The sequence below is a fragment of the Bacteroides difficilis genome, assembly GCF_048319815.1.
Taxonomy (GTDB): domain Bacteria; phylum Bacteroidota; class Bacteroidia; order Bacteroidales; family Bacteroidaceae; genus Bacteroides; species Bacteroides zhangwenhongii.
Genome location: NZ_CP182814.1, coordinates 3,513,178 through 3,537,991, shown reverse-complemented (window position 1 = coordinate 3,537,991; position 24,814 = coordinate 3,513,178). Strand labels below are relative to the sequence as shown.

Below are 24,814 nucleotides of genomic sequence, written 5' to 3'. Positions count from 1 at the left end.
TGGGATTATATATTTGATTTTTGTATGTATTCTTTTGCTGTCCATTTATCACGAACAAGTTTCAGCCCATCAGAAGAAAGTGAATATACTCTTGGAAAATAGTTGATAAACATTGGCGTTAACGATAAGGTGTAGGCACCTACATTCTTATATTCAATCACATCACCAACCTCCATTTCCTGTTGGTTTTCTAACCTGAACAATTGGTCATACTCCAAACAAGTAGCACCCGCCACTATTTGCAACGGCACAACTTTTGCACTCTCTTTTTTCCTGTGTATTTCTGTCATATATCGGTCTTTATGGAAGAAGGGATCTACATCATTACGACTACCATCTGTAGTGAGTATGGTACAATCGGGCAAACGCTTCACATCAATTATCCTTGAATAATAACTGAAGGCAGCGGCAATCAGCGCATTACCCGGCTCCACGATAATAGTCAAATCTATCAACCCCGCTTCATCCAAAGCTTCATAGATAGCGGTAGCATACTCATTGAAGGTTGGAGCATTGCGAAATATCCCGTAATATCCACCGCCAACATCAAGATAATCCAAGCATAGCCCATACTTCCATATCACATTTGCAGCATAGGCTACCGAACGACGATAAAACTGAACGCTACGCCCATGGGTCGTACGATGAATGTGTAGTCCCACAAGGCATACCTGAGGTATAGCACGAATAGCCGCTACTGCTTGCGCAAACTCGTCTGTGGAGTCGTTGAAGCCAAAACGACTAAAATCGTTATCCCCATCGGCATCTTCGGGGGAAATATCCGAGATATTCACACTGAGACGGATGCCTACCTTATAATGCCCATCAATCGGTAGTTCCTTCAACCAAGCTATTTCTCGATGCGTCTCAATATTGACAATTGCACCTCCCATTACAGCTTCAAGGAACTGAGACTTCGACTTCATCGGACCGTTAAAAACAATTTCCTTCATCCCATATCCACATGCTAAAGCAAGTTCCAGTTCATCATCCGAAACGACCTCCGCAAAGCAACCGAAATCCCTCGCCTTTGCTACAACATACGGCAGGGAGTTTGTTTTTACTGAATAACCGACGATATGGTGAGGAAAATGATTATTCAATGCATAATCAAACTCATGGATTCCCTGCTTAAAGTCTTGTTCATTTAAGACGAAGCAAGGTGATTGAATATTTAGTAAATTTAAACCTTCAGACATTGGTATATATTTAACGATATTTTTTAGGAGCATACTTAGCCATAGCTGTAGGGTCATAGTTAAGATAACGTCCCTGATTCATTGTATCTACTATCGCCATTTCCTCAACTGTCAGTTCAAAATCAAAGACAGATATGTTCTCCTTCATGTGCTGAGGATACCATGTCTTTGGTATCACAATGATATTCTGCTGTATTAGCCATCTAAAGACAATTTGAACAATAGATTTATTATACTTTTGTGCAATAGGCTTAATCACCTCACTTTCTGTTATTTCCTTACGCGGTTCGTTAGATCTGAAATGGCTGAAGGTAGACATTGCCTCAACAGCTATACCATTATCTTGACAATATTTTATCAATTCCTTCTGAGTATTAAGGGGACTAATTTCAAACTGATTCACAGCAGGAACGACATCCGAAATTTCATGCAGAGCCTTGAGATGACAAGGCAAAAATGAACTAACACCAATTGCCCTTATTCTTCCTTGCTTATAGAAGTCTGTCAAAACCTCATACATTTCCATGAAGTTATGGTATGGATGATGAATTAAGAACAAATCTATATAATCCATTCTCAGATTATCAAAAGACTCCTGAACAGCCTTCTTTATTGACTTAAAATTGCGCCAATTCTTTAGTCTATCAATACCATAATGATAACCCCAAAAATATAGAGAGTCCAAATTAATTTTTGTCGTAATAAAGACATCTTCCCTCTTGATATTATAGTCGTGTAATGTACTAGCAATAACAGATTCATTGCCATATCTCCAAGCAGTATCAAACTGTCTGTATCCCAATTGGTATGCCTCGTTTAATACTCGAGGGAGCATTCCATTATCTATACGATAAGTGCCAAAGCCCACCTGCGGCATTTGCACGCCATTATTTAATTCTATATATTTCATTATTCAATAGGATTAAAGCCAATTACCTAAGAAGTCTGTAAATCTAAGATTGCCATAGTATTTTTGTGCATAAGCTAACACTTCATCTACTCTATCATTGAAAATAGAGCGTCCGGATGATAGCTGTTCTGAAACAAGCCCCGGCCATCCGAGATTTACCTCTATAAAAACTGGATTATTTGTTTCGGACAGTGCAAAATCCCATGCAGCATGACCTATCATTGGTAAATACTGTCGATGCGCCCTTATTGCGTAATCGACAATGATGGATGTTTCCGGAATAGCAATGTCGCAATAAGAGGCCCCAAAAGGAGTTTTATCGTAATTATTCAACGATGCATCTATTGCCCGACCTATAAATGTGCCATCGTTATTAACACCACAACAGACTCCGCCTAAACCGAAGTTATCTACAATCGAATTGTTGCGACCATGGCGGAACATGATGTTCTCTACAGTAATCTTACCATTCAGATTAAGCGTATTAATTCTGAATGTATTCAAGGAAGTTCTATTAAATTGAGCCGTCAGTTCACTCTGCTCCAATATTTCCTGACAGATATAAGAATGCCCATAGTCTTTCAATATATTGGCAATATCTTCCACGGAGCAACTGTGAGGAGAAACTATTTTTATACCATCTCCACCACAACTTCCACTCGTTGGTTTGATAATTAGTTTGTCAACTGATTTTAGAATATGCAGAGCTTCTTTCTCAGATAATATATTTTGTTTACTGTCATACGAAACCCCTCCTATTCTATTTATCAGGACCTTAGGTTGCTCCAGTGCTGTAAAAAATATCGGATATAAATTCTTTACATGCAGGCTCTGAGAATAACATAGAGGATTCAAGACTCGCAATATGAACCTTGTATAAAGATCATCTGGTACTAAGTCCGCACTAAAGAAGCCTGCCTTTTTATAGAATTTCCAATAGCGCCAATTTATAGGGTAACCTTTCCAAAATACACTAACAGCCTCTTTCTCGGCTACAGTCAACTCGGGCAATTTCATATCTTTTGACTTACTATACAACTCCGCTCGAGTTGCGGCCTTCCCCATACGCTTCGAAAGAATCTGAAGTAAAGCGTTCTTTGATTTATATATAATCGTATGCATCATGTTTACAAATACTTTTTAAGATTACCATACCAACCAATTTCACCAAAATACTCCATACTCACATATCCTGGATTATGGTTACCTTCAATTAGCTCAACTCCATCCTTTATAATCGCAACATCCCAACCAACGAAACGACATAATGGAAGTTGCTTTGACGCTTCTGTTACGCAAAAAAGCACCTTATCCCAATAAGGAATACTAACTCCTGGCATTACTTTATCTGACAATGGATGATATACGCAATGTAATTTATTATCATGGAAGCCCAAGGATGAAATAATACCAGTCTCAATATCTATCGGATATTCAACACCACCCGCATTATAATTATCTACAACAGAGTCGCCGATACCTACTCTTAATACAGCTTTAAAAAGATGCACGTTACCATCCTTATCTAATAAAGAATTAACACGAATCGTGTTCACTGACACATTCGAGAAGGATAAACTAGGATGCTGTACTAAACACTCCTCGATTAATAAATCTTGTTTTGAAAGTTGTTCAAAGACCTGATTACGTTCTTCCTCTGTATGCTTTAAATCTAAAGCATATATTCCCTTGCCTTCGCATTTATCCAAAGGTTTTATGATCAACCTATCACAGTTATTATACAAGTTTCCAAACTGATCGCGATTCATCTCTGTCGAATGTACCCATTTACGACTAACCAATTTTGAGAATTTCTGATTAAACTCAATCTTATTATTCAGCAGTTCTATCTCTTCAGGTTTATTACATATACGGATGAATTTACATAAACGACGATAAGTCATTATCTGCTTACGAACACTTTCGCTATACATATAGAACCTCCCATCTACATAATGATCTATTAAACAGCCATGGCACACGAACGCACTTATATAATCAATCCATATCAAGAAGTACCCCCCCCGATTAACTTTTACTAACTCATTTATTCGTCTGTTACACTTGGACAAATAATTGAATAACGATTTCACCTTCATTACTTAATATTATTTAGTTATTACCATTAAATTCCGGGATAGTCACCTGCAGGTTCTTTCCTTTGACTTTCTGACTATCCGCATTGATATCCTCTTTAAAAAGCACCTTCTTAATGGTAGTAAAGATTATTACAAAATCTGTTTTCAGACTTACATGATCCACATACCAGACATCCAATTCAAACTTCTTAGTCCATGACAAATTATTACGTCCATGGCACTGTGCCCAACCGGACATACCAGGACGGACATCATGACGACGCATTTGTTCTTTACTATAAAGAGGAAGATATTTAACCAATAACGGACGAGGACCAATAAGTGCCATATCCCCTTTCAACACATTAATCAACTGCGGAAGTTCGTCAAGAGATGTATTACGGACAAACCGACCAAACTTGGTAATACGCTGTACATCCGGAAGAAGTTTGCCTGACGCATCCTTGCGTTCATTCATAGTCTTAAACTTTATAATCTTAAATATCCTTCCATGTAATCCCGGACGTTCCTGCAAGAAAAAAGCGCCAGCACCCTCATTGAAAACATAAAGAAGAATCGTGATTATTAACAAGACTGGGCTGATAAGTATAAGGGTGACCAATGCTATCCAAAAGTCTATTATGCGTTTAAAAAAATGTGCGTACATCCTATTTGTTTTTACAGTTTTTGGGATAATCTGTCTTTACACCCCACAATTGAGCCATCGGTTCCTCCTCCATTTCTTTCTTAAAGTCACGGAGTTGGTCAATATAGCTGAATTCAGGTTTATAATCAAGTTCACTGAACGTCTTGCTTACGTCAAAGGCATTCTCCAAAGGATCAGATTTCTCGGGGCAATAAATAATTTCTGAAGGCTTATCCTTTGGAGAAAATACCTCTATAATACCTTTTATCTGTTCTTCAAGCGATACCTGCCACCCATTACCCACATTATACATACCGCCTTCAAGTGGGGATGAAACACACTTCTCAACTACACGCACAAAATCTTTGATATAAACCATTTCTTTGGCTTTTTTACAGTTTCCCCATACTTCAATGGGAAGACTTTTGGAAGCCCGGTCCATAAGCATACGATATGGCATAAGATGAAACTGGAAATCACGATAGTGATAAGCGTTGGGATGATATTGATAGATTGTGAAAAAACGTAATATGAAACGGCTAAACCCATACTCCGCATGGTAATGCTCTATGAGATCCACCGCTGCATTTTTAGCAATAGTATATATACTATGATCACCGGTAAGTGGAAAATGGCGAGGAGCATCAACAGGTATTACAGAACCATTATTGTGATACTTACACATATCCGAAGGAGTCTGCGGAAAAATAATTTTCTTACAACCACATGAACGCATATATTCCAAGACATTAAGTGTTCCAATGGTGATCGACTGCACTAGATCACTAGCATGAAAAGAATAACGGGAAGGTAACTCTCCTGCAAAGTGAGCCACACAGTCTACCTCATCCTGAGGCAACCACTTGAAATCTTCAAAGTTGGTAATATCGACCGATAAATACTTCATACCTTTGGAAGCAAAGAATCCGTTATCATCCTTTCTACGACCTACTGCGATCACATTGTATCCTTCTTCTTTCAAATGTAAAGCTATGTATGCTCCAAGGTTTCCTGTAGCCCCAAATACTATTACTGTTTTCATTGCTTACTATTTATTTATTATATCAACAATCACTTATAAATCAGTTAGTCGTTAAAATTCTTATTTAATATCTTATCATAAAAATCGTACAAACAATGGCGTACAAAACTTTGCTCATATCTCGAAGCAATGAGCCTACGTGCATTCACAGCAAGTAAGTAGCGGTAATTTACATTAAGCATACACCTCATAGCATCGTACAGAGCAATGACACTTTTTGAAGGAACAATAATTCCATTCTCACCCTCAATAATGATTTCTCGTGCTCCATTTATATCAGTAACTATTTGAGGAAGTCCCATAGCTCCTGCTTCAATTACCACATTTGGAAATCCCTCTCGATAAGATGCAAGCACAGCAACATCCGAAGCCGCAAACCAAGGACGTACGTCACTTTGCTGACCAACATATTCAATAGCGTCACAACTTTCAATCAAATTATGCGTTTCTATTTTAAGAGGGTCAAGATTATCTTCATAACACCCTACAAGGATCAAACGTGTATCATTATTTTCTTTGTTTAGTTTAACAAAAGCTTCAACCAGCTCATTGATCCCCTTGTCACCCACCAAACGCCCCACTGCGATAAAAGTGCAAATACCATCTTTACGCAATTGTGCGGCCTGCTCCATCACCTCTGAGGTTTTATCAAATTGTGTGAGATCAATACCTCGACAACTGCCATATCCCAATACCTTAATAGGCTTTTTAGTAATGTCATTGTTCAACAAATCATTTTTTACCCCCTCCCCTTCAGGAATAATGTACGTGGCACAAGCACAAGTGATCCAATCCGTTGCCATCAGAATCTTTCGTTTCAATCCAACAGTAGTAGGAAATAACAAGCCCGTAAATGTATGTACCCGTACAGGTACACCAGCCATCCAAGCCGCCACCATACAAAGTAATCCAGCCTTGGGAGTCATGGAGTGTACCATTCTTGGCTTCTCCTTATGAAATGTACGCCACATCTGCCACAATGACTTTATGTCTTTCACTAGAGATATGTGGCGCTCCATATTCAGCTCAATACACTTCACATCAGAATATGACTGGCGTATTTCTTTCCACTCAGGGCCCGATGATGAAAGCAACACGACCTCGTACTCTTCCTGAAGATCGGATAGCATACCTTTCACAAAACCCAATGACTGAGGAACCGTGCACGCACGGATTATTTTAGGCTTATCCATTCTTATCTGTATAAGAATTTTTTTATTTTGAACATTAACACAAAAAGCCATCCTAAATGATACTTCACCATACGGAAGCGAAAGCGACCTTTTGCCGAAAATGCATTCAGATCGAGTTCATGAATAATAGTTTCTGAACCTTTGAAAGTATTATTATATCGACGTAAATTAGCAAAACTATCCACTACAAAATTTATTCTCGCTAAAAACTGAAAAGCTTTCACAGTTTTATCAAAATCCTTAGTGTCAGGCCTAGACTCAAAAAATTCAGTTAAATGCTCTGCAATACTTATCATCTGTTCTACCTGTTTAATTCCATATCCTGAGGTCATAGCATTTATATTAGTTCTATTATAGTGATAATATGAATCATGAACCTGCGCCAATTTATCACCGTAATAAAATAGACGAGCCAACAAGCCATTATCTTCCCACATATTTAACCCTACCCATGGCAATATAGCATGTTCTGTATAGAGCGAACGTTTCACCAATTTGTTGTGACAAAACATTCCAAGTGTAGCTTTATACCAATTCTTTATAACATCCTTGCAATGTTCGGGCAGTAGTCCCACTTTTTGCAAATGGGAACCATCATAACATTCATGTATCTCGTCACATACTACAATATCCGCCCCTTTCTCTACAGCAGTATCATATAATCGTTCGTATAAATCCAAGTCCACCCAATCATCTCCATCACAATGAATTATATATTGTCCTGTAGCCTCAATTACCCCCTGGCGTCTAACAGCGGCTTGGCCGCTGTTAGACGCCATCCGAATAATTCGTGTAAGCAAATTCCGATTCGGATATTTTTTGAGGGTATCTTTTATAATTTCTACAGAATTGTCAGGGCTACAGTCATCTACAAACAAAATCTCCAAACTATCCAAAGTCTGCTGAAATAAGGAAACGGCACACCTTTCTATGTAAGCGGCAACATTATAAACTGGTACAATGACCGTTATTTTAGGAAATTCCATACTTGTTAAAAACAAATCCAATATAATATTAACGTAACTTTGTTTTTATAATTCTAACTAAAAAACTAGGAACAAAAGCTTTCAAAAAAGCTGGTATTCCATAAACCCAAGGATAAGAGAAGCCCAGATTCCGACAAACTTCAGTAGTTACCTTATACCCACGCCAACGATCTAAGAATTTACGGCGAGCAAAAGCATCACGTCCGTTACGCATCTTATACAATGGTTCTTGTAAATTATATCCTCTATAACCTTTACAATAAAACTTATGCCATAAATAATAATCCTCTATACGCTCTGTTTTAGGTTCTGCCGTATATCTGCCTATTACCTCAAGAGCATTTCGACGCATTAATACCGGAGCATGACAAAAAGGTGTATTACGAGTAAAATCTATTTTAGTCGGTTCAGCCTTAGCCCTCCCTATTCGATAATCCCCATCTGTATCAAAATAAATCATTGGACAACTTATAAATGCATACTCAGGATGTTTATCAAGAAAATCTATCTCCTTCTCAAAACGAGTCGACAAAGAAATATCATCACCATCCATACGCGCCACATACTCTGTATCGACATAATCCAAACAATGATTGAGTGTAGCAGCAAGTTTAATATTTCGTTTATTCCATATCACAATATAATTGGGATGCGTCTCCGCCCATTTATATGCAACTTCTAAAGTATTATCCTTTGACCCATCGTCACAAAGAACAACTTTAAATCTTTTATACGTCTGGTTCTCCAACGATTCAAGAGCTTCTATTAAAGTGTCGGCACAATTGTATATGCCCATAATAACAGTTATACGAGGTGATTCACTCATTAGCTAGTAAGCACTCAATTTAGGGCATCCCCCTTTGAAAGGGCACTTTTCAGTGCCCTAAACCGAGTTTTGTTAATTAATTAGTCTTGAATTTAACATTGGCTGGTAGCCAAAGTGATTTTGTCAGGAACCATGTTAACATAATCCCTGCATCCGTTAAAGATATTTTTGAAAAAAGTTCCGATGAAGTTCCAGACAGAACTGCCATGAAGCTTTACCGTTCCAATCACACTGTGATAAGTTGCTGCCATCTCTGCACCGGCATCACTACCATAATGAAGTGAATTATTGCGTTGGGTAGTCAGCTTTCGAATGGTTCGCTCAGCCAGGTTGTTGTCTATCGGTAATTCACCATCATCCAAGTAAGCAAAGAGCTCTTTCCAGAACCGGTTCAGATAATTGAGAGCTTCTTTATAATACCGGCTTCTAAATTCTGAATCCTTTGTCAGTTCACTGTCCAACAAGCTGCGTAACTCTATCAGAAGTTCCTTCGTTGCCAGGCTTTGCCTTTCTCGGAACCTTTCCTTGGGAGTTAATCCGGCATCATCGTATTTACGCTCCCTCATAAAGAACTCCTTTAAAATTTCGGAAAAGCGTTCTGCAGTCGGTTCACCACCCTGATTGGAAGCCTTGACAAACTTGTTCTTGGCATGTGACATACAAACCTGGTGTACAGTATCTTTAAACCGGGCTGATTTCAGCTCATTGCCGATAAATACATAAGCATTGTATCCGTCGGACATAATACTCTTCAACTCTGCATCGCCCAAAAAGTCTGTAAGTACATCACGACCGCGCGAGCCATTCTCATAGAAGAAAATGGCTGTTTTCTGAGCCTTGTTGACCAGAACCCAAATATAGCACTTCTTATAGTGATCGTATTTACGCACCTTACACCAGGTCTCATCGCAGTTCACTATCGAGTCTTTTTCCAAAGCTATGGACTTCAATACACAGACCAATTCATCCAGGTATGTCTTACCTTTCTTAAGCCAGTTGCGCAATGTGTTTTTAGAAACGGTCATGCCCATATCTGTCAGCCATTGGTGAAGAAGACCGAAAGTCACATTCTTCACATAAACTTCATAGGCGATAGCCTGCAGAAATTCAGGAGTAGCTTTAGTACCCTCGAATCTGGTCACCACCTCCGGATGGCCTTCAGAAGGGAAATAACCCCACCTGGGCTTTTTACCAGGCTCTGCATAATGAACCATCTCAAAACATTCTTCCGTAAGGAAAGTACGGAAACTGAACACCCGTACCATTCTCCTTTCAATGATGCGACCGGGAACCTTTGTCAAATCGGAAGGATGCTCTGTCGCCTCTCCAACTACTCCCATCCTTTTATAACCGTCAGGGCGATTGGATAAATCACGCTCTTTCCTGGAAGACTCTTTTACCTCTTGAGATGGAGCATGATCAACCGAATCCGTACGAAGCGTATCATCGGTTCCATCATAATCATCTTTCTCCTTCCGGCGGTCTGAATCACTTGTTTTAGCTTTAGATTGTATCTTTTGACGTCTATCACCAAAACGTTCCTGATGGGCATAATCAAGTTTTTCTTGAAGTGATTTTATCTTACGCTCAGCCGATTTGCGAAGTTTATGCTCTTCCGATAACCGATTTTCAAGGTCAGCATGTTTCGATTCCATAGAGGACACCTGAGCCTTCAGATCCTTCATCTGAGCCATAAAATCCTCCAAAACAAGCTTCATGGCATCACTTGTCAACCGAAGATCCTGATTCTGTTCGGCAAGGTATTGTATGTACCGCTCTTTCTGATCCTCTGCCATACCTGCACTATAATTTATAGGGTTGCGTGAGTAGGTTTCCCTACTCAACAACTCTCGTTTTGTTGTAATTATATCTTGCAGATCGATCATACTTAAACCTTTGATTTACAGCATTAAAGGTAATAAAATAATCACAAAACCGCAAGTGGATAAATAGATTGATTATCTGATTTTTAATGTTTTAACTATAGGATTCTCAAGAATCAAAACCACGTCCTTCCAGGCAATCCGATAAACAATATCTGCCCCGTTCCGCTCCACCTTCATGAACTGATAGCCTGCCACAAACTTCTTTTCGAACAGACTATATGAACGATTATCAAATGAAAACATACGGACTATCCTGCGATTGCGAGACATGACTATAAAGACGTCTCCATCATTGGGCTCACGGTGAAGCCGTTCACGAATGACAGACAGCACACGGCTGTGCTTACAACGCATATCGGTAAAGTCACGGACATAATAAAAATGATTCAGACCGGTAACACTCAACATAACCCCTCCAGTTTCTCTACCATACGAACCAAATCCGGGTAGCTTAAATTCTTTTGGGACAAATGCAAGCCATTGCTGATACGAATCTCAACCCAAATACGAACCGGGTGATCATTTCTGCCTGGTGATACCGGTTGAGATTGATCAATGTCACTGGATTTTTCCTCATGACCAATTGCAGGAGCACCATCAACCTGGACTTCAACTACTTTTCTACGGGTATCCCTGTACCATTTCTGAAAGATGTTATAAGGAACTTTGTTCTTAACACAAAACGATTGGAGAGATTCTCCATGAGGCAAAGCCTCGGTCTGGTACTGAAAGTAAAACCTTTCAAGATCTTCACTGCTATACATAAATTCTAAAATTTTTGTTCGCAGCGAAGATAGAGATTTCAATTATGAGCCAATTTTTGACTGCTTACCATTAGCTATCTTTTTTAATATTCTACTGATCCTCATTACCCATTTTTCGCCCAACAAGCCGATAAGTTTATTCTTTAAAATATGCAGATACCAATTAAGCGTATTATGATCTATCCATGAGCACGAATAATGGTGAATAGAAACGGTATTTTCTGTTATAGTCGTGATTCCTGTCGTAGAGTCCATAGGACAAAAGTAATCAGCCGGATATATCGTTATATCAGCAACCTTCTGTAAGCGATGTTCCTCTACAAGTCCATGCTTTCGCAACAATTCGGTAGTGTAGTCTACCACTGTACCATCTTCAATTGAAAAATGCTCTTTTGCTTCGTAAAAGTCAAGCAATTCACCCAACAAAGCGAGCCCCGGGTTCACCCCAAGGCCGAGTCCCGGAGCTACACCAAGAACAGAAGTTCTTGGTGTAGCCCCACCTTCCTGCAGCTTCGTAGCTAAGCTCTTCTCAAATCCCATGAAATTTCCTGCAGCAATTATGTAATCTATATTCTTTATAATCTCTACATCTGTATCGAAGTACAGTCCCCCCTCTTGATAAAGTACAAAAAAACGTGCATAATCACTCACAAAGGCATATTTTTTTGCTGCATATGCCTCTTTTACATAAGGACAGTAATTGACATCAAAGTTGCTTTCGTTCCACTCTTTAATTTCATAATCGGACAAGTATTTTTTCCACGATGCAATACACTTCTTCGCATCTTCCGGGAGCGGGTTACCGCCAAACCAACAGTAATGAATTATTTTAGGTATCATATTAAGCATAATAAATTAAGACCATAAATAGTGTAAATCCCAAATGCAACAATACAACCTTCTGCCGTACCAATACTAACGGATGATTCTTATCAACAATGGCATAACATGGATAAACCAACAATATCGGATACATAAACCACGATAAGTACGCTATCCGGTTTGTGAACTGTGCATACATACAAAGCATCCATATTCCATTACAAGTTAAATACATATATAGTATTATATCATAAAACCTATCCTCTAATTGATATTTAAATTTTACATAGTATCCCATAACTACAGGCATTGCACTATATATTACAAAGTCTATGCGAAAGCCACTTTTCCCTCCCCAATCGTCATTTGTATCCCAATTGAGATAACCTGCACCTGACTCATCCGTCATTCCGGCAAAAAGTTCCTGAAAGAAAGATACATGCGCCACAGCCATCAATAAACAAAATAGCCATCCATAGAAATACCACTTCTTATTTTTAAATATTAAAGTCAGAATATATGCAGCTACCGGCATTTGCATAGAATGATGAAAGCCCCATGACAAAAACAAGAATAAAATGGAAACTACGATATTATCTCTATAAGCCAACGCCACCAAAAACAAGGAAGCAGCTGCCCCCGCCTTGATACCATTCGTACCATACGAAAAGGTAGAAAAAGCAGCTAAATAAACTAAGAACACGATTAACGTATTGGATGGAAACAACTTCCGGCAAACAACGAGCATCCCAGTGAAATAAATGGTAGCCATTAGCACAAAGAAAACAGTAGCATCGGGAAAAACGCTTCCCATATATTGATATAGATTATCAAACAACAAATTCTCCACATCCCAATTAAATCCCCACCAAGTAGCTCCCCACCAGTGGGCGTAATTGACCATATCCACAAAATATACAGAAAGCGGTCGGAAACCTATGAAAAGTACCATAAACGAGCACAGCAACGCACTGCCAATGATACTTTCATTCACTTTTAAACTTCTTCTATATTTCACTACCGTCAATGTTAAAACGGTAACAAGCAGCAGATAGATATATTTATATAAATATGCAGGAATCATACTCTATTTCATCAACATATAAACTTTATCCACCTCTTTCTCATTACCAAAGTCATGAGTACGAAGATATTCTATTATTTGTTCTCTCAACTTTTTATTTTTTATAAACTCTACAATTCCTTTTGCAGTCTCCATCTCATCGAGTGATACAATCACTCCATCTACCCCACTTGTTATTTGGCTCTTCGCAGTAGGATAATCAGTTATTACTACAGGCTTATACAACATTTGAGCCTCGCGCACAGTCACACTTTTCCCCTCGTATATACTGGGCTGAGCATAAATATCACAAGCCTTTATGTAAGGATAAGGATTGGTTTTCTTACCTAATAATATCATACGGTGGCGCATCTGGTACTTATCAAGTGTCTCCTGAATATTAGTGTCGTGACCATAGCCTATGATATACCATTTGAAATTGACACCTAATCGCTCCATCTCGGAACAAATATGAGGAATACCCTCTATTTTTTTGGGGGGAGAAAAACGGCCTATGGTGAGAATCTTCACCACACCTAATTCATCAGGCATTTCGACCGACACATCCTCTAATTCGGCTTGCTGACGCACAAAGAGAGGCGAAAGGATATTCTCTATCAGCACAATTTTATCCTTCAATTCAGGAAATGTCTGCAAAAATGTCTTTGTACAATCATCACTAATTGAAGCCACGTAGTCAAAAGCTTTCCACACGGGCAACTCCAAATCATGATTCACATGAAGGGTGGAATAGTCAGTGTGTATCCAGCATATTTTCTTTTTGGCCTTTACTTTATTGAGAACAATGTTGTGGGGCTGCAAAAAACTTATTGCAAGGTCATATTCATTAAAATATTCCAAAGATGGTAAAGCACCCTCTACAGCATTTGCAATATATTGGAATACACTGGCATCGTGCTGCCGTTCCTCAATGGACAAAGTTTTAAGATACTGTTTATGTTTATGCTTTGCCCACATACGACGTAAAGCCACTCCTATATGTCCCTCTTTAGCAATACTCTTTATAGGACGTTCAACACAAGCATATTCCGGTATTTCAGGCAACAAATTTACATAATCTGGAATCAGCGACATAAATTCTCCTATATGCTGATTTACGAACAAATCTATATCTACTTTTTCAGGATTAAGAGCAGACAGTAACCCCAATAAAGCACGCTCAGCTCCACCAATTTCTAAATAATGGATATTGATAAACACACGTTTCTTCATACTATTTTTTCTTATGCACAGTATATCCTATGATATACTGCGATAGTGGCAATTTTGAAATTATATAGCAGATGCCAAATGAACCTATGCATGTTAACACAACCACAACAAAGGTCTGTATATAATAATCATTAAAATCTTGTATGAACGACCATTTATACAACAATGTACGCATCACAAATATGTGAACAAGATACATACCAAAGCTTAAATTACTCACTGTAACTATGAAATTCAATAAAGCTTTCCCCATCTCTATCTTCTCAAATATGATTTTAATCAAAGCAAACCACCCTGCCGCCATTACAGCAACAGGAGCTGACAAATACCAAAACACAGAATAAAAGTCGAGTTCCCACCCAAGTATTTTATTAAGAACCGGTAGAGGTAGCACCAGCAAGACTACGGACACTAACCATCTCAACGGTAACGCATATCTACTCATATAATGACCAAGCAAAAAATATCCGGCATAACCTGAGAAGTAATATAGTAAGCCTGTATCGCTTGTATTTATTTCCAATACAAGCCCAATATAAGGATAAAGTAGTGTAACAAGCCACAAAGCCAAGTATATCTCAATCTCATGTCTTGATGCATTCCTCAACCAAGGGGAGACAACCGGCACGAGTAAATACAAACCTGCAAGTGTGTACATAAACCATAAAATTCCATGTCCTTGTGCAGTAAAAGGAATAGAAAACAAGTCCGTCATCCCCCCTAAAACAGATAATTTACTAATATTCAACATTATATAAAATATTGAAAAGCAAATAGTAGGACCTACTATCTTACCTATACGTTTTTTTATATATAAGCTAGCTGTTATCCCCTCCTTACATGGTAGTAATAAAGATCCACTAACCATAAAGAATAAAGGGACACAAGGAGATGTTAGATAACTACTAAAAACAAGGAATGGACCATGTGCCGATGCTCCCTCCCCCGGAATGGGCGCATGCATTGTTATAACCATGACGCAAGCAACAATGCGAATTATATCAAGATATATTGTGCGTTGTTTTCCCATTATTTTATTATCTTATTCAGCATCTTAACCATAGTACCCTTCCAATTAATTAGGGTTACATTTTTAAAGTAAAACACCCTCTCATTAATAGTCTCGCGCAAGCTTCATAAGTCTTGTTACAATGGGATTAGACAGAAAATTAATCACATAAGATAGTCCTATGCTGATTATAATGTCAGTTATGAGAATAAATATAGGATATTGAGCCATAAACGCCCATTTGAAAAAGAAAGCATGTATAAACCAAATGTTCATGGAGTGTACTCCAAGGAATACAAATATCTTCTCTGAGTATCTACTTAACCTGATATTGGCTATCAGCAGCACCAATACCGCACAATACACAGGATAAGCCGGAATGCCCTTCCATGAGCTATATGCAAACATTAGGATTACAACAACTGCACAAATAGCTGTAACAATCTTTTCATGCATTATAAACTTACAGTTCCATGACGAATGTTTTGCAGCTGATGCACCAAGCATCATTGGCAAATAAAACTCGGATGTCCTACACAATATTAATAACCAAGGGTGTTCTGCTATTCTATCGTACGCCATGCCATAAACCTTTGCCATGCCATAGTAATACAATAATCCGAAAATAAGAAAAACAATTTCATACTTCTCAAACCACTTGAAAATTCGATCTATTAAGAGACTTGTCAACACAAAAGGAGCTATATACCAACCTACAATGTTGTAAGTAGGATTATAGGCAGTAAGATTGGCAATCAACATTGGGATATCAGTCAACTTATCCACAACAGTATGTGGTCTTGCTATGCACGTTGCAAGTAATGTGGCTATCCAGAATGGCACATAGAGACGTATTATTCTTGCCAAGGAATATTGCCATTTGATAGCTGACAACCCGTCTTTCTTTGCTTTGAGGTATGAAAAGAACATTCCATATCCGCTCACCACCATAAATATACCTACAGGATTACAAGCATCATGTAGCCATGACGCCAATGGCCTTCCACTTATCCACACAAATGAGATGTATCGTGAATAATCAGAAGATTCAAAAGCGTGTAACCATATCATCATAAGGATCGCTACTCCCTTGATGACATTTGTTCTGTCTTTATTGAATGCAAGTAATTGCATGATAACTCTATTGTTTTATAAGTAATAAAACTGCTTTATTTCTACACAACTCGATTACAGCACATGCGAGATAGATGACAAGTGGTGCAACCAGCAGGAAGGTAACATAGCTGTATCCACTATATGCTTTTGTATGCAGAATATCATCAAAGATGTAGTGAAATATCAAAGGATTCAGATGTATGACATATACTGCAAGACAAGGCTTAGCAAGTTGGTTTATCATAGTATTTGAGAACGACAATTCACGAAAATACATGAATAAACCTACAGATCCCACGAAAGTGAAGAAGGTATCATAGCTAATGAGTGCATCAAAGTCGAACCCCAGAAGTTTAGAATAGCATATCTGGAAAGCAGCCATGATGGACATGCATACTATGTATAAACCAAGATACTTGTATTTGCTGAGTTCAAATCTATTATGCAACCGAATATATCTTCCCATAAGGTAGAGGAACACAAAGTTCACCAAGCCATAACCAGAATCAAGAGTTATTGTCTTAAAGTTGAGAATAACAGCAAAAGTGGGTAGAATGCAGAAGAGCACAATGCTCGTTATCAATAGTTTCTTGTACATTTCCTTATCCAGTACCTCCACAAGCTTGTTCAAGAAGGGACTAATCAAACATAACGCAAAATAGACCGTAATGAACCAGTACTGCTTTGTAACAACAGGCACAAGCTGCATCCAATCTTTCGATATGGATAATGCATGAATTCCTAAACCAAGAGCCAGAACAAGGAACACAATATAACGTCACATACAGTTTAGCGACCAAAGTTTCTTGGTGTTTAGTTTAATACCAAAAATAACCGGAAATTAAAACAAATATATTTACAGCAACCGTACAGAAAGGGGTGAAAATCTGCTTTATGTACCACGAACTATCTCCTACCGTATCATATCCATGAATCATAATGATGTGTCCACAAATTATCAAAAGCATGCAAACAAGTCGCAAGAGTTCAAAATTCGAGGATCTGAAGACTTTCTTGCTTCCTGATTTACCCCCCTATAGCATTTATTAACATTTAATTATCAACTATTTACAACACACTATAAACTTCACTCATTGTTTTCTCGATATCAAAGCTCTTGGCACGCTCCAATGATAGCTCCTTATACTCTTCCGTCTTATCATCAATCAACATCTGCCTCATGCCTTCATACAGGTCATCGGTGGAGTTATCAACCATCACCCCCCACTTTCCACCTTCGAGAATCTCTTCAGGCCCCGCACATCGGGTGCTGATGACAGGAAGCCCCACACACATTGCTTCGGCTATAACAAGGCTGTAGCCTTCTGTTCGGCTTGAGCACACAAAGCAATCACATTGACTCATATACATGTAAGGGTTCGCCTGAAACCCTAAGAATCTCACATATTCTTGAACTTCAAGTTCTAAGCTATAAGCTACAAACTTCCCGCGATCAGCACCTTCACCAACTATCCAAAGTTCAAAATCAAAACCATCCTGTTTCAAACGAGCTGATGCTTCTATCAAACGATCAAAGCCTTTTGCTTCCGTAAGACGTCCCACTGTAATGAAACGGAACTTGCTATCTTTAGAGTCTCGCTTTTCCGAACCGGCTCTTTCTCGAATTAATTTCTTATCTATCGGATTATAGATACATCGCGTACGATCATCAAGTCCATAGATTTCAATAAAATGATTCTTCGATGAGTTAGAGACAACCGCAATCCTATCATACTGCGAATACACTTTCTTTTCCTCTTCAAGATTCTTGTATATTCCAGTATCCACCGGCCATGGAAATTCTTTCAAATCACAATGTATCCATGCTACTTTGCACCTATAGGAATATTGTAACAACTTTGTAACCAAGCCTTCTATAAATGCCACCTCCGTGTCAAATCCCTTTGGAATAAAGAGTTTATACACCCACTTTAATGGTAGCCAAAAATAGACCAAATGATACAGTAGTCTACACCACAGACGAAAAAGGAGTGATTTTCCTGTAGAATCAGGTATCACATATTTATAGTTACAAGTACGTTTGATGACATCGTTGTACTTACCTACATCAACTAACGAACATACCGTCACATCATATTTGTTGTAATCAAACTTCTGCACCAAAGTGTTCAGCACCATCTCAGCGCCACCTCCAGAGAGAGATTCGATTACAAAAAGAACTTTCTTTTTCATCTATGTAATCTTAATAATGTCGTATTGATGCTTGCGAAGAATTTTCTTCAGGAGTGCTATGATACGCCATTCAATCTTGTATTTCCAAGAGATCGTATTATCGGCATAAGTATTATACTCTTCGCGCCATGAACCTACAGCCAAATGAACGCAATATGCCTCAGGATCACCAGCCATTCCATCAAAATAATTACATGGATAGATTTCAATTCCATTCTCCAACAACTGATGCTGTGGTGCCGAGTAATTCCAATTATATCCGTATTTTCTTGCATATTCGGCTTGAATGTATGGTATAATAGTTATATTCTGCTTCAATACATTTGGTACGTTTGGATTATCTGTCTTCAGAAATTGTATACTATTGTAGTATTCCAAGGCATCTCCTATAAATGGATGTCCCTTCACAGCTCCAAAACAATGTGAACCAAGATAACATACAGTATCATGTCCATTAGCAAAGTGCCAACTGTTTTCACGACCGATAAAACATTCCTTATCCAACATTGTGTCAAACGACTTATATACCTGAACATCTGTATCAAGATATATACCACCATAGTGATATACAGCATATAGCCTGATGTAGTCAGCAGCAAACGCCCATTTCTTTGCAGCCAATGCTTCTTTTAAGAAAGGGATCCCAATATCCTTAATACGATTCATATCCCAATGGATAATCTCGTAGTCGGGCATATATTGTTTCCATGAGTCAATACACTCCCTAACTTTCTGCGGATAAACTTCATTAGAGAACCAAGTAAAATGAATAATTTTGGGTATCATTATTACATATATTTACTAATTATTCCTGCATATTGTTCACACTTTCTTACATATTCAGGCATATTCTTTTGGTAATTCTCACGTATCTTTGCTTCATTATCCAATAGCCAACAAAAAGCCTTTGTAAGATCATCCCTATTTTTTAACTTCTGAACTGGAATTACATAATGTTCTATGTCCCTAAAAATATCTAGAGCAATACCGCGTGCTTTAACAGAATACCCAACAACTAAAGTTGGCACCATTGTTGAATACGCCGCGATAGATGCATGAGTTCTAGCTGCAATAAGAGAATGACATTGAGATATAATATATTTCAATTCTTCTGCATTATGATCTGATATAAGTAACACACGTTTGGTATTTCTATATTTGTTGAAAATTTCACTCAATGGGTTTCTATCATCTGTATATGACCAAACAACATGAGGTATCAATGCTATATTATAGTTAGTATTTTTAAGTAAATAATCTATCAAGAAGAAATAATTATTCATAACAGCACCTTCTGATTGCTCACGTTCTATAATCATAGGACTGATATTTATACCAACAGTATTTCCAGGTATAAACCCCTCAGGTAACTTGCATTCTTTTGTTCGCAATATAAATGCTGGGTCTGGTAAACAATAGATATCACTATCTACACCAGCCTGTTTTAAAGCATTATATGAAATAGATTCTCGAGCGATTATAGCAGAATAATTTGAAAGGTCTTTAATCATACTAAGATCTGAAATATTCTCCAATATTGAACATCCCAAAAGAATTGTTTTACCACCATTTTGATTTATCTCAGTGTTTAGACAATTTAACCAAATGTTATTATTATAGGAATAATTGTCTCCTCCCGCTGAAATATAAAGGCTATCTCTATCCACAGACCTTAAAAAGTCTGTATACAAAAATTTATAATATCTATAATCAGAAGGAAAAAGTTTTTGTGAAACTAAATATTTAAAATATTTAAACTGATTTTTCTTAATTTCCGAATGAAGAGGCATAAAATGGACAATATCACCTAAACCATAAGAAATATCCTCTTTTATATTGGAGGAAGCAAACTTAATATCGTCTACACCAGTAGAAAGCAAACTATAGATCGAACGTGTTAGTGCCTCACATCCATGATTTCCTGCCGCTCCATTAGCATATACTACAATTTTCTTCATTGAAATAATGTATTTAATTGTTCTCTATATTTGTCCATTGTATAAGCCTGCAACTTTGTTTTTTGCAAAGATTGATAAGCAATACGTTTCTCTGGATAAAGAATACATTCTTTGATAGCATTACTAATTGATTCTTTATTATAATCAACCATAATGCCATATTTTCCATTATCCAAAACCTCGGTTGCACCAACTGTTTTTGTAGCAATACATGGCACTCCTAATGCCATTGCCTCAATCAGCACAAGTCCAAAACCTTCATACTTAGAAGGTAAAATTAAATAACTAGACTGTTTGACATATGGAAACGGATTCTGTTTGGCTCCCAGTAAAAATATATTCTTCAAATTATTTTCTCGAATTTTGGTTTCAAGAAATTTACGTTCGCATCCATCACCTATAATATACAAATGGCATCTCTTTACATATTCCTCTGGCAGACACGCCATAGAATCTATTAGTATTTCTACTCCCTTTTCATGATTTAGTCTTCCAACAAATACAAGATTCAAAACATCTTGATTCATTGTAATATCACATGAACATAATGATTTTTTATATATCGCATCAACATCCACAGCATTTGGGACGGAAATTGTTTTTGATAATGACAATAGTGTGGTAAATTTCTGTTTAAGCAACTCACTCACAAATATAGTTCTATCAAATCTTTGTAACATCAATCTTGTGTTACTTATCAAAGTTTCCCTATCATTCACGCCATCACATAAAAAATCTGTATGTATCCATGCATATTTACGACTTCTTGACTTCGACTTAGCTACTACATTTATTGCCCAATCCTCAGCAAAAGCGACCTCTATATCAAACTGATGACGACTAACATAATAGTTGTACAGAAAAACTTGAAATGCCCTATTATCCATAATAAGACGGCTGTATAAAGATAATAATACATTGTTTGATATTTTGCGACGCCAACAATCAAGTGTATTATACTTAGCTAATATCTTAATTTCTTCAATATATTCCGTATATAAATCGAAAATAGTTAATACTGTAACATCACAACGATTATTTAATGCTCTAAGCACATCTAAAAGAACATGAGTAAGCCCCCCTTCTAATACATAATTTACAACAATTAGCACTTTAGTTCGACCCATACCTACCAAATTACATCAATCAAATTGTTAACAAATTATAAATATCATTACCAATAAAATCACCTACTACTATATCTTAAATAAAGGATATTGTGTTAGCAAGTAAAATAAAGATATTGTGCTCATAGCAACTTCTAAGATAAAGTTACCATATTCTTTACTGATTTTCACAAATTACCATTATCTCCTAAAATAGTTTATCAAGGATTTTTCATATGCATTCATACCCCAAAACCACATTATAATAACATATATAATAGCATATAAAAAAGCATTAATAAACAAGTACAACCATGTATTCACTACCATAAAGCTACATACATAATAAGATATTACAAGTATAACACATGTGCAGATAATCAATTTCCCTATCTCCTTCCAAAATTTGAAAATATCAATTCGCATTTTTACCTTGTAGAACCAATTAAGAATGAAGAACTGACCTAAAATAAAAGTACCTCCAGTTACTGCCGCACACCCCAAGCCACCATATATTCTTGCCATGGGAATAGAAATACAAACATTAAGTATAGCAATACCAAACAAAACCAACGAACGAAACTTATGAAGATTTCTAGCATACATCATTTGAAGGCCTAAATTCTGTATTAAAGGAATTGTAAAAGGTATCAACACAAATAAAGCTATATAATATGACTCCTCATAATCTAAACCTGCCCACAATACTATGAACCGCTTCCCTAACAGAATAAAACCTGTAAGAACAAAGGCCAAAATAAGATATTGTAAACGCCCCACTTTAGTAAATAAGTCTGAAAATTCTGTATCTGAGACATGATTAACATCCATAGTAGTAAGACGAGGAAGGAACATTCCTGTTATCGCAGTTGAAAATTGCATATAATATGAGACAAAATTAGCACCGATATTGTATACTGCCACTACAACTGTTCCGGCTACTGCTCCAAGAATAAACTGATCTGTACCCCAATATACTTTATCCACGATAAGTGCAAAAAGGACATAGAATGAAAAACCAAATAATTCCCTAAGAAAACTTCGTTCAAATTTCACATGTTTAATTCTTACCTTTAATATACCGAATACATAATAAACAACAACTACTACATTAATAAGATTCAACATTGTAGAGGCTATTGTAATGCCAACAGATTTAGAACCAAGAAACAATAAAGGAAGCATAATAAGAGGGTTAATTACTATATTTATAATACCAACCGCCTTAGTAAACACAAAACGTTCATAAGCCATCATTACAGCATAAAAAACACTAGAGAGCATACTCATAGCCACATTGAACGTCATTAAAATCATCAACTTTTGTAATTTACTAAATTCTTCTTCTGTAAGAGACTGGCTAAACAATCCATGAATATTAAAAACGAGCAATGTTCCTACCAACAATATTACCAAACTAAGAAATCCAAAGATCTTCAAAAAAAGAGTCATCACTCCATACTCCATTTCTTTGTTTTCTTCTGCCTTGTATTTAGTTATATAACGTACCATTGCTGAACCTAATCCTAAGTTCAACAAGCCTAAATACCCTACTACCGATTGTGCTAAAGATATCAATCCATACTCACCTTGTCCCAACATCCGAAGCATAATAGGAGTGTAAACTATCGAGATCATAGTACCAAGGAATATGGTCAGATATGACAAAATTGCCCCTGATTTTATCTGATTAATTGCCATTATTCAACAAATTGCATACTAACTAATTTTTTCTCTAAAATAGGCCATAATACGTTCCATAGTTTTAATCGAAGTTGGTCGATTATTATTGCCAAAAAAAATACAACAAACATACACAAAAAAGATAGTATCCAAAATGTTATAGTTGTATAATTCGAATGTAGTTCAATAAAAAAATCTTTATATCTATAAAGTGTATTAGGATTAGTGTGTATAAGAAATACTGCGAAACAACTAGCTCCGCACCAATTTACAAATTTACTTTTAATTTCAACTTTAGAGAACAATAATAGAAAACTTACAGCAACAAGAAGAGTTGTAGGTGAGATGTAATTTAAAAATATTAAGCCCAAAGTTACTGTATGAAAACCAAGATATGAGGGCAGTATATACAAAGTTGACACAAAAATTATGGATCCAACAATCAATAATATATAAGTAATCTTATTGTAGTGAAGAAATCTTGAACCATAAACTTTTAAATATCTTGCAAACAAATATAGCCCCATGAATGATAAAGGATTATATCCTCCCCATATATAACGGGTTGCGGAAGGAAATATCCAACCATAAATAAATTGGAATATATAAAAACTCACTAATACTGTACACAATGTTTTTTTTGAAGAATGCTCTACTAAACTATTCAAAGCCGGGGACATTATATAAAGAACAAGATAGGCTTTTATAAACCAATTGAGTTCTGTCGCCACAATACAACCAAGTATTCCATTAACAGAAAGATGTGAAATCCCAATAAATAATGTAATAATATAGATCCCTATAAGCCAAAAGAAACACTGAAAAAGGAAACTACATATCCCCTTTACTCTAGGCTTTATACCAAACCAGCCAGATATAAGTACAAATATATCAACACATGCTATACTAAGTGACCAAAACAATAATCTAGGTATAACATCCACAAGATTTGTCACACATTCTTCTGCCGTTGGTTCCCCCAATGAAAAAAAATCAGCATGAACGAGTAAAACCAAAAACATGGCTACCATGCGCAAAAGTTCAAAATTAGATAATCTTTCTTTCCCTATCATATGTGTAAGGTATGTAGAAGATATTATT

25 protein-coding genes are annotated in these 24,814 nt (G+C 36.9%); all 25 read right to left on the bottom strand.

Annotated features, from left to right (window positions below):
- Window positions 1-5: 5 nt before the first annotated feature.
- Window positions 6-1,199 (bottom strand): diaminopimelate decarboxylase, encoded by a 1,194-nt coding sequence (locus ACNOGP_RS13495; protein WP_418213030.1) that lies wholly within the window; start codon window positions 1,197-1,199, stop codon window positions 6-8.
- Between the two features lie 10 nt (window positions 1,200-1,209).
- A complete protein-coding gene (locus tag ACNOGP_RS13490; RefSeq protein WP_418213029.1) occupies window positions 1,210-2,109 on the bottom strand; it encodes an aldo/keto reductase family protein in 900 nt (299 codons plus the stop codon).
- Window positions 2,110-2,121: 12 nt separating this feature from the next.
- Window positions 2,122-3,126: a sugar-transfer associated ATP-grasp domain-containing protein gene (locus ACNOGP_RS13485; RefSeq protein WP_418213028.1), complete on the bottom strand. Its 1,005-nt coding sequence runs from the start codon at window positions 3,124-3,126 to the stop codon at window positions 2,122-2,124.
- A gap of 110 nt (window positions 3,127-3,236) precedes the next feature.
- Window positions 3,237-4,043: a sugar-transfer associated ATP-grasp domain-containing protein gene (locus tag ACNOGP_RS13480; protein ID WP_349069537.1), complete on the bottom strand. Its 807-nt coding sequence runs from the start codon at window positions 4,041-4,043 to the stop codon at window positions 3,237-3,239.
- Window positions 4,044-4,221: 178 nt separating this feature from the next.
- On the bottom strand, window positions 4,222-4,854 hold the full coding sequence (locus ACNOGP_RS13475) for a sugar transferase (protein WP_349069538.1): 633 nt from the start codon (window positions 4,852-4,854) through the stop codon (window positions 4,222-4,224).
- A gap of 1 nt (window position 4,855) precedes the next feature.
- Entirely contained in the window at window positions 4,856-5,875 is a 1,020-nt protein-coding gene (locus ACNOGP_RS13470) for an NAD-dependent epimerase/dehydratase family protein (RefSeq protein WP_195533110.1), read from the bottom strand.
- A gap of 44 nt (window positions 5,876-5,919) precedes the next feature.
- Complete coding sequence (locus ACNOGP_RS13465; RefSeq protein WP_418213027.1) at window positions 5,920-7,068, bottom strand: glycosyltransferase family 4 protein; 1,149 nt, start codon at window positions 7,066-7,068, stop codon at window positions 5,920-5,922.
- Between the two features lie 2 nt (window positions 7,069-7,070).
- Window positions 7,071-8,054: a glycosyltransferase family 2 protein gene (locus ACNOGP_RS13460; RefSeq protein WP_418213026.1), complete on the bottom strand. Its 984-nt coding sequence runs from the start codon at window positions 8,052-8,054 to the stop codon at window positions 7,071-7,073.
- A 28-nt stretch (window positions 8,055-8,082) separates the two neighbouring features.
- Window positions 8,083-8,880, bottom strand: a complete 798-nt coding sequence (locus tag ACNOGP_RS13455; protein ID WP_418213025.1) for a glycosyltransferase — start codon at window positions 8,878-8,880, stop codon at window positions 8,083-8,085.
- Between the two features lie 92 nt (window positions 8,881-8,972).
- On the bottom strand, window positions 8,973-10,766 hold the full coding sequence (gene tnpC / locus ACNOGP_RS13450) for an IS66 family transposase (RefSeq protein ID WP_418213024.1): 1,794 nt from the start codon (window positions 10,764-10,766) through the stop codon (window positions 8,973-8,975).
- Window positions 10,767-10,838: 72 nt separating this feature from the next.
- The gene (gene tnpB / locus ACNOGP_RS13445) at window positions 10,839-11,174 is read right to left on the bottom strand and encodes an IS66 family insertion sequence element accessory protein TnpB (RefSeq protein WP_349073185.1); all 336 of its coding nucleotides are present in this window, start codon (window positions 11,172-11,174) and stop codon (window positions 10,839-10,841) included.
- The gene (locus ACNOGP_RS13440; RefSeq protein WP_418213023.1) at window positions 11,168-11,530 is read right to left on the bottom strand and encodes a hypothetical protein; all 363 of its coding nucleotides are present in this window, start codon (window positions 11,528-11,530) and stop codon (window positions 11,168-11,170) included. The genes tnpB and ACNOGP_RS13440 overlap by 7 nt, the downstream gene beginning before the upstream one ends.
- 42 nt (window positions 11,531-11,572) lie before the next feature.
- Window positions 11,573-12,370 (bottom strand): glycosyltransferase family 32 protein, encoded by a 798-nt coding sequence (locus ACNOGP_RS13435; RefSeq protein ID WP_418213022.1) that lies wholly within the window; start codon window positions 12,368-12,370, stop codon window positions 11,573-11,575.
- Between the two features lies 1 nt (window position 12,371).
- A complete protein-coding gene (locus ACNOGP_RS13430; protein ID WP_418213021.1) occupies window positions 12,372-13,436 on the bottom strand; it encodes an EpsG family protein in 1,065 nt (354 codons plus the stop codon).
- 3 nt (window positions 13,437-13,439) lie between these two features.
- Window positions 13,440-14,648, bottom strand: a complete 1,209-nt coding sequence (locus ACNOGP_RS13425; RefSeq protein ID WP_418213020.1) for a glycosyltransferase — start codon at window positions 14,646-14,648, stop codon at window positions 13,440-13,442.
- 1 nt (window position 14,649) lies between these two features.
- Entirely contained in the window at window positions 14,650-15,678 is a 1,029-nt protein-coding gene (locus ACNOGP_RS13420) for an acyltransferase (RefSeq protein WP_418213019.1), read from the bottom strand.
- Window positions 15,679-15,762: 84 nt separating this feature from the next.
- A complete protein-coding gene (locus ACNOGP_RS13415) occupies window positions 15,763-16,791 on the bottom strand; it encodes an acyltransferase family protein (RefSeq protein WP_418213018.1) in 1,029 nt (342 codons plus the stop codon).
- A 7-nt stretch (window positions 16,792-16,798) separates the two neighbouring features.
- Entirely contained in the window at window positions 16,799-17,542 is a 744-nt protein-coding gene (locus tag ACNOGP_RS13410) for an acyltransferase family protein (protein ID WP_418213017.1), read from the bottom strand.
- Window positions 17,543-17,591: 49 nt separating this feature from the next.
- Window positions 17,592-17,756 (bottom strand): acyltransferase family protein, encoded by a 165-nt coding sequence (locus ACNOGP_RS13405; protein WP_418213016.1) that lies wholly within the window; start codon window positions 17,754-17,756, stop codon window positions 17,592-17,594.
- An 85-nt stretch (window positions 17,757-17,841) separates the two neighbouring features.
- Entirely contained in the window at window positions 17,842-18,966 is a 1,125-nt protein-coding gene (locus ACNOGP_RS13400) for a glycosyltransferase (protein WP_418213015.1), read from the bottom strand.
- Complete coding sequence (locus tag ACNOGP_RS13395; RefSeq protein ID WP_418213014.1) at window positions 18,967-19,752, bottom strand: glycosyltransferase family 32 protein; 786 nt, start codon at window positions 19,750-19,752, stop codon at window positions 18,967-18,969.
- A 2-nt stretch (window positions 19,753-19,754) separates the two neighbouring features.
- Window positions 19,755-20,924 carry a polysaccharide pyruvyl transferase family protein gene (locus tag ACNOGP_RS13390; RefSeq protein ID WP_418213013.1) on the bottom strand — a complete coding sequence of 390 codons (1,170 nt, stop codon included), beginning with the start codon at window positions 20,922-20,924 and terminating at the stop codon, window positions 19,755-19,757.
- The gene (locus tag ACNOGP_RS13385) at window positions 20,921-22,051 is read right to left on the bottom strand and encodes a glycosyltransferase (protein ID WP_418213012.1); all 1,131 of its coding nucleotides are present in this window, start codon (window positions 22,049-22,051) and stop codon (window positions 20,921-20,923) included. Before ACNOGP_RS13385 ends, ACNOGP_RS13390 begins: the two co-directional genes overlap by 4 nt.
- A 180-nt stretch (window positions 22,052-22,231) precedes the next feature.
- The gene (locus ACNOGP_RS13380; protein WP_418213011.1) at window positions 22,232-23,731 is read right to left on the bottom strand and encodes a lipopolysaccharide biosynthesis protein; all 1,500 of its coding nucleotides are present in this window, start codon (window positions 23,729-23,731) and stop codon (window positions 22,232-22,234) included.
- A complete protein-coding gene (locus ACNOGP_RS13375; RefSeq protein ID WP_418213010.1) occupies window positions 23,731-24,786 on the bottom strand; it encodes an acyltransferase family protein in 1,056 nt (351 codons plus the stop codon). Before ACNOGP_RS13375 ends, ACNOGP_RS13380 begins: the two co-directional genes overlap by 1 nt.
- Between the last annotated feature and the right edge of the window lie 28 nt (window positions 24,787-24,814).

Coding starts and splice junctions, on each gene's coding strand:
- ACNOGP_RS13425 (WP_418213020.1), bottom strand. CDS start 14,648: ATGAAGAAACGTGTGTTTATCAATATCCATTATTTAGAAATTGGTGGA.
- ACNOGP_RS13435 (WP_418213022.1), bottom strand. CDS start 12,370: ATGATACCTAAAATAATTCATTACTGTTGGTTTGGCGGTAACCCGCTC.
- ACNOGP_RS13480 (WP_349069537.1), bottom strand. CDS start 4,043: ATGTATAGCGAAAGTGTTCGTAAGCAGATAATGACTTATCGTCGTTTA.
- ACNOGP_RS13455 (WP_418213025.1), bottom strand. CDS start 8,880: ATGAGTGAATCACCTCGTATAACTGTTATTATGGGCATATACAATTGT.
- ACNOGP_RS13390 (WP_418213013.1), bottom strand. CDS start 20,924: ATGAAGAAAATTGTAGTATATGCTAATGGAGCGGCAGGAAATCATGGA.
- ACNOGP_RS13420 (WP_418213019.1), bottom strand. CDS start 15,678: ATGGGAAAACAACGCACAATATATCTTGATATAATTCGCATTGTTGCT.
- ACNOGP_RS13470 (WP_195533110.1), bottom strand. CDS start 5,875: ATGAAAACAGTAATAGTATTTGGGGCTACAGGAAACCTTGGAGCATAC.
- ACNOGP_RS13460 (WP_418213026.1), bottom strand. CDS start 8,054: ATGGAATTTCCTAAAATAACGGTCATTGTACCAGTTTATAATGTTGCC.
- ACNOGP_RS13440 (WP_418213023.1), bottom strand. CDS start 11,530: ATGTATAGCAGTGAAGATCTTGAAAGGTTTTACTTTCAGTACCAGACC.
- ACNOGP_RS13375 (WP_418213010.1), bottom strand. CDS start 24,786: ATGATAGGGAAAGAAAGATTATCTAATTTTGAACTTTTGCGCATGGTA.
- ACNOGP_RS13485 (WP_418213028.1), bottom strand. CDS start 3,126: ATGAAATTGCCCGAGTTGACTGTAGCCGAGAAAGAGGCTGTTAGTGTA.
- tnpB (WP_349073185.1), bottom strand. CDS start 11,174: ATGTTGAGTGTTACCGGTCTGAATCATTTTTATTATGTCCGTGACTTT.
- ACNOGP_RS13495 (WP_418213030.1), bottom strand. CDS start 1,199: ATGTCTGAAGGTTTAAATTTACTAAATATTCAATCACCTTGCTTCGTC.
- ACNOGP_RS13385 (WP_418213012.1), bottom strand. CDS start 22,051: ATGGGTCGAACTAAAGTGCTAATTGTTGTAAATTATGTATTAGAAGGG.
- tnpC (WP_418213024.1), bottom strand. CDS start 10,766: ATGATCGATCTGCAAGATATAATTACAACAAAACGAGAGTTGTTGAGT.
- ACNOGP_RS13430 (WP_418213021.1), bottom strand. CDS start 13,436: ATGATTCCTGCATATTTATATAAATATATCTATCTGCTGCTTGTTACC.
- ACNOGP_RS13490 (WP_418213029.1), bottom strand. CDS start 2,109: ATGAAATATATAGAATTAAATAATGGCGTGCAAATGCCGCAGGTGGGC.
- ACNOGP_RS13380 (WP_418213011.1), bottom strand. CDS start 23,731: ATGGCAATTAATCAGATAAAATCAGGGGCAATTTTGTCATATCTGACC.
- ACNOGP_RS13475 (WP_349069538.1), bottom strand. CDS start 4,854: ATGTACGCACATTTTTTTAAACGCATAATAGACTTTTGGATAGCATTG.
- ACNOGP_RS13395 (WP_418213014.1), bottom strand. CDS start 19,752: ATGATACCCAAAATTATTCATTTTACTTGGTTCTCTAATGAAGTTTAT.
- ACNOGP_RS13400 (WP_418213015.1), bottom strand. CDS start 18,966: ATGAAAAAGAAAGTTCTTTTTGTAATCGAATCTCTCTCTGGAGGTGGC.
- ACNOGP_RS13465 (WP_418213027.1), bottom strand. CDS start 7,068: ATGGATAAGCCTAAAATAATCCGTGCGTGCACGGTTCCTCAGTCATTG.
- ACNOGP_RS13415 (WP_418213018.1), bottom strand. CDS start 16,791: ATGCAATTACTTGCATTCAATAAAGACAGAACAAATGTCATCAAGGGA.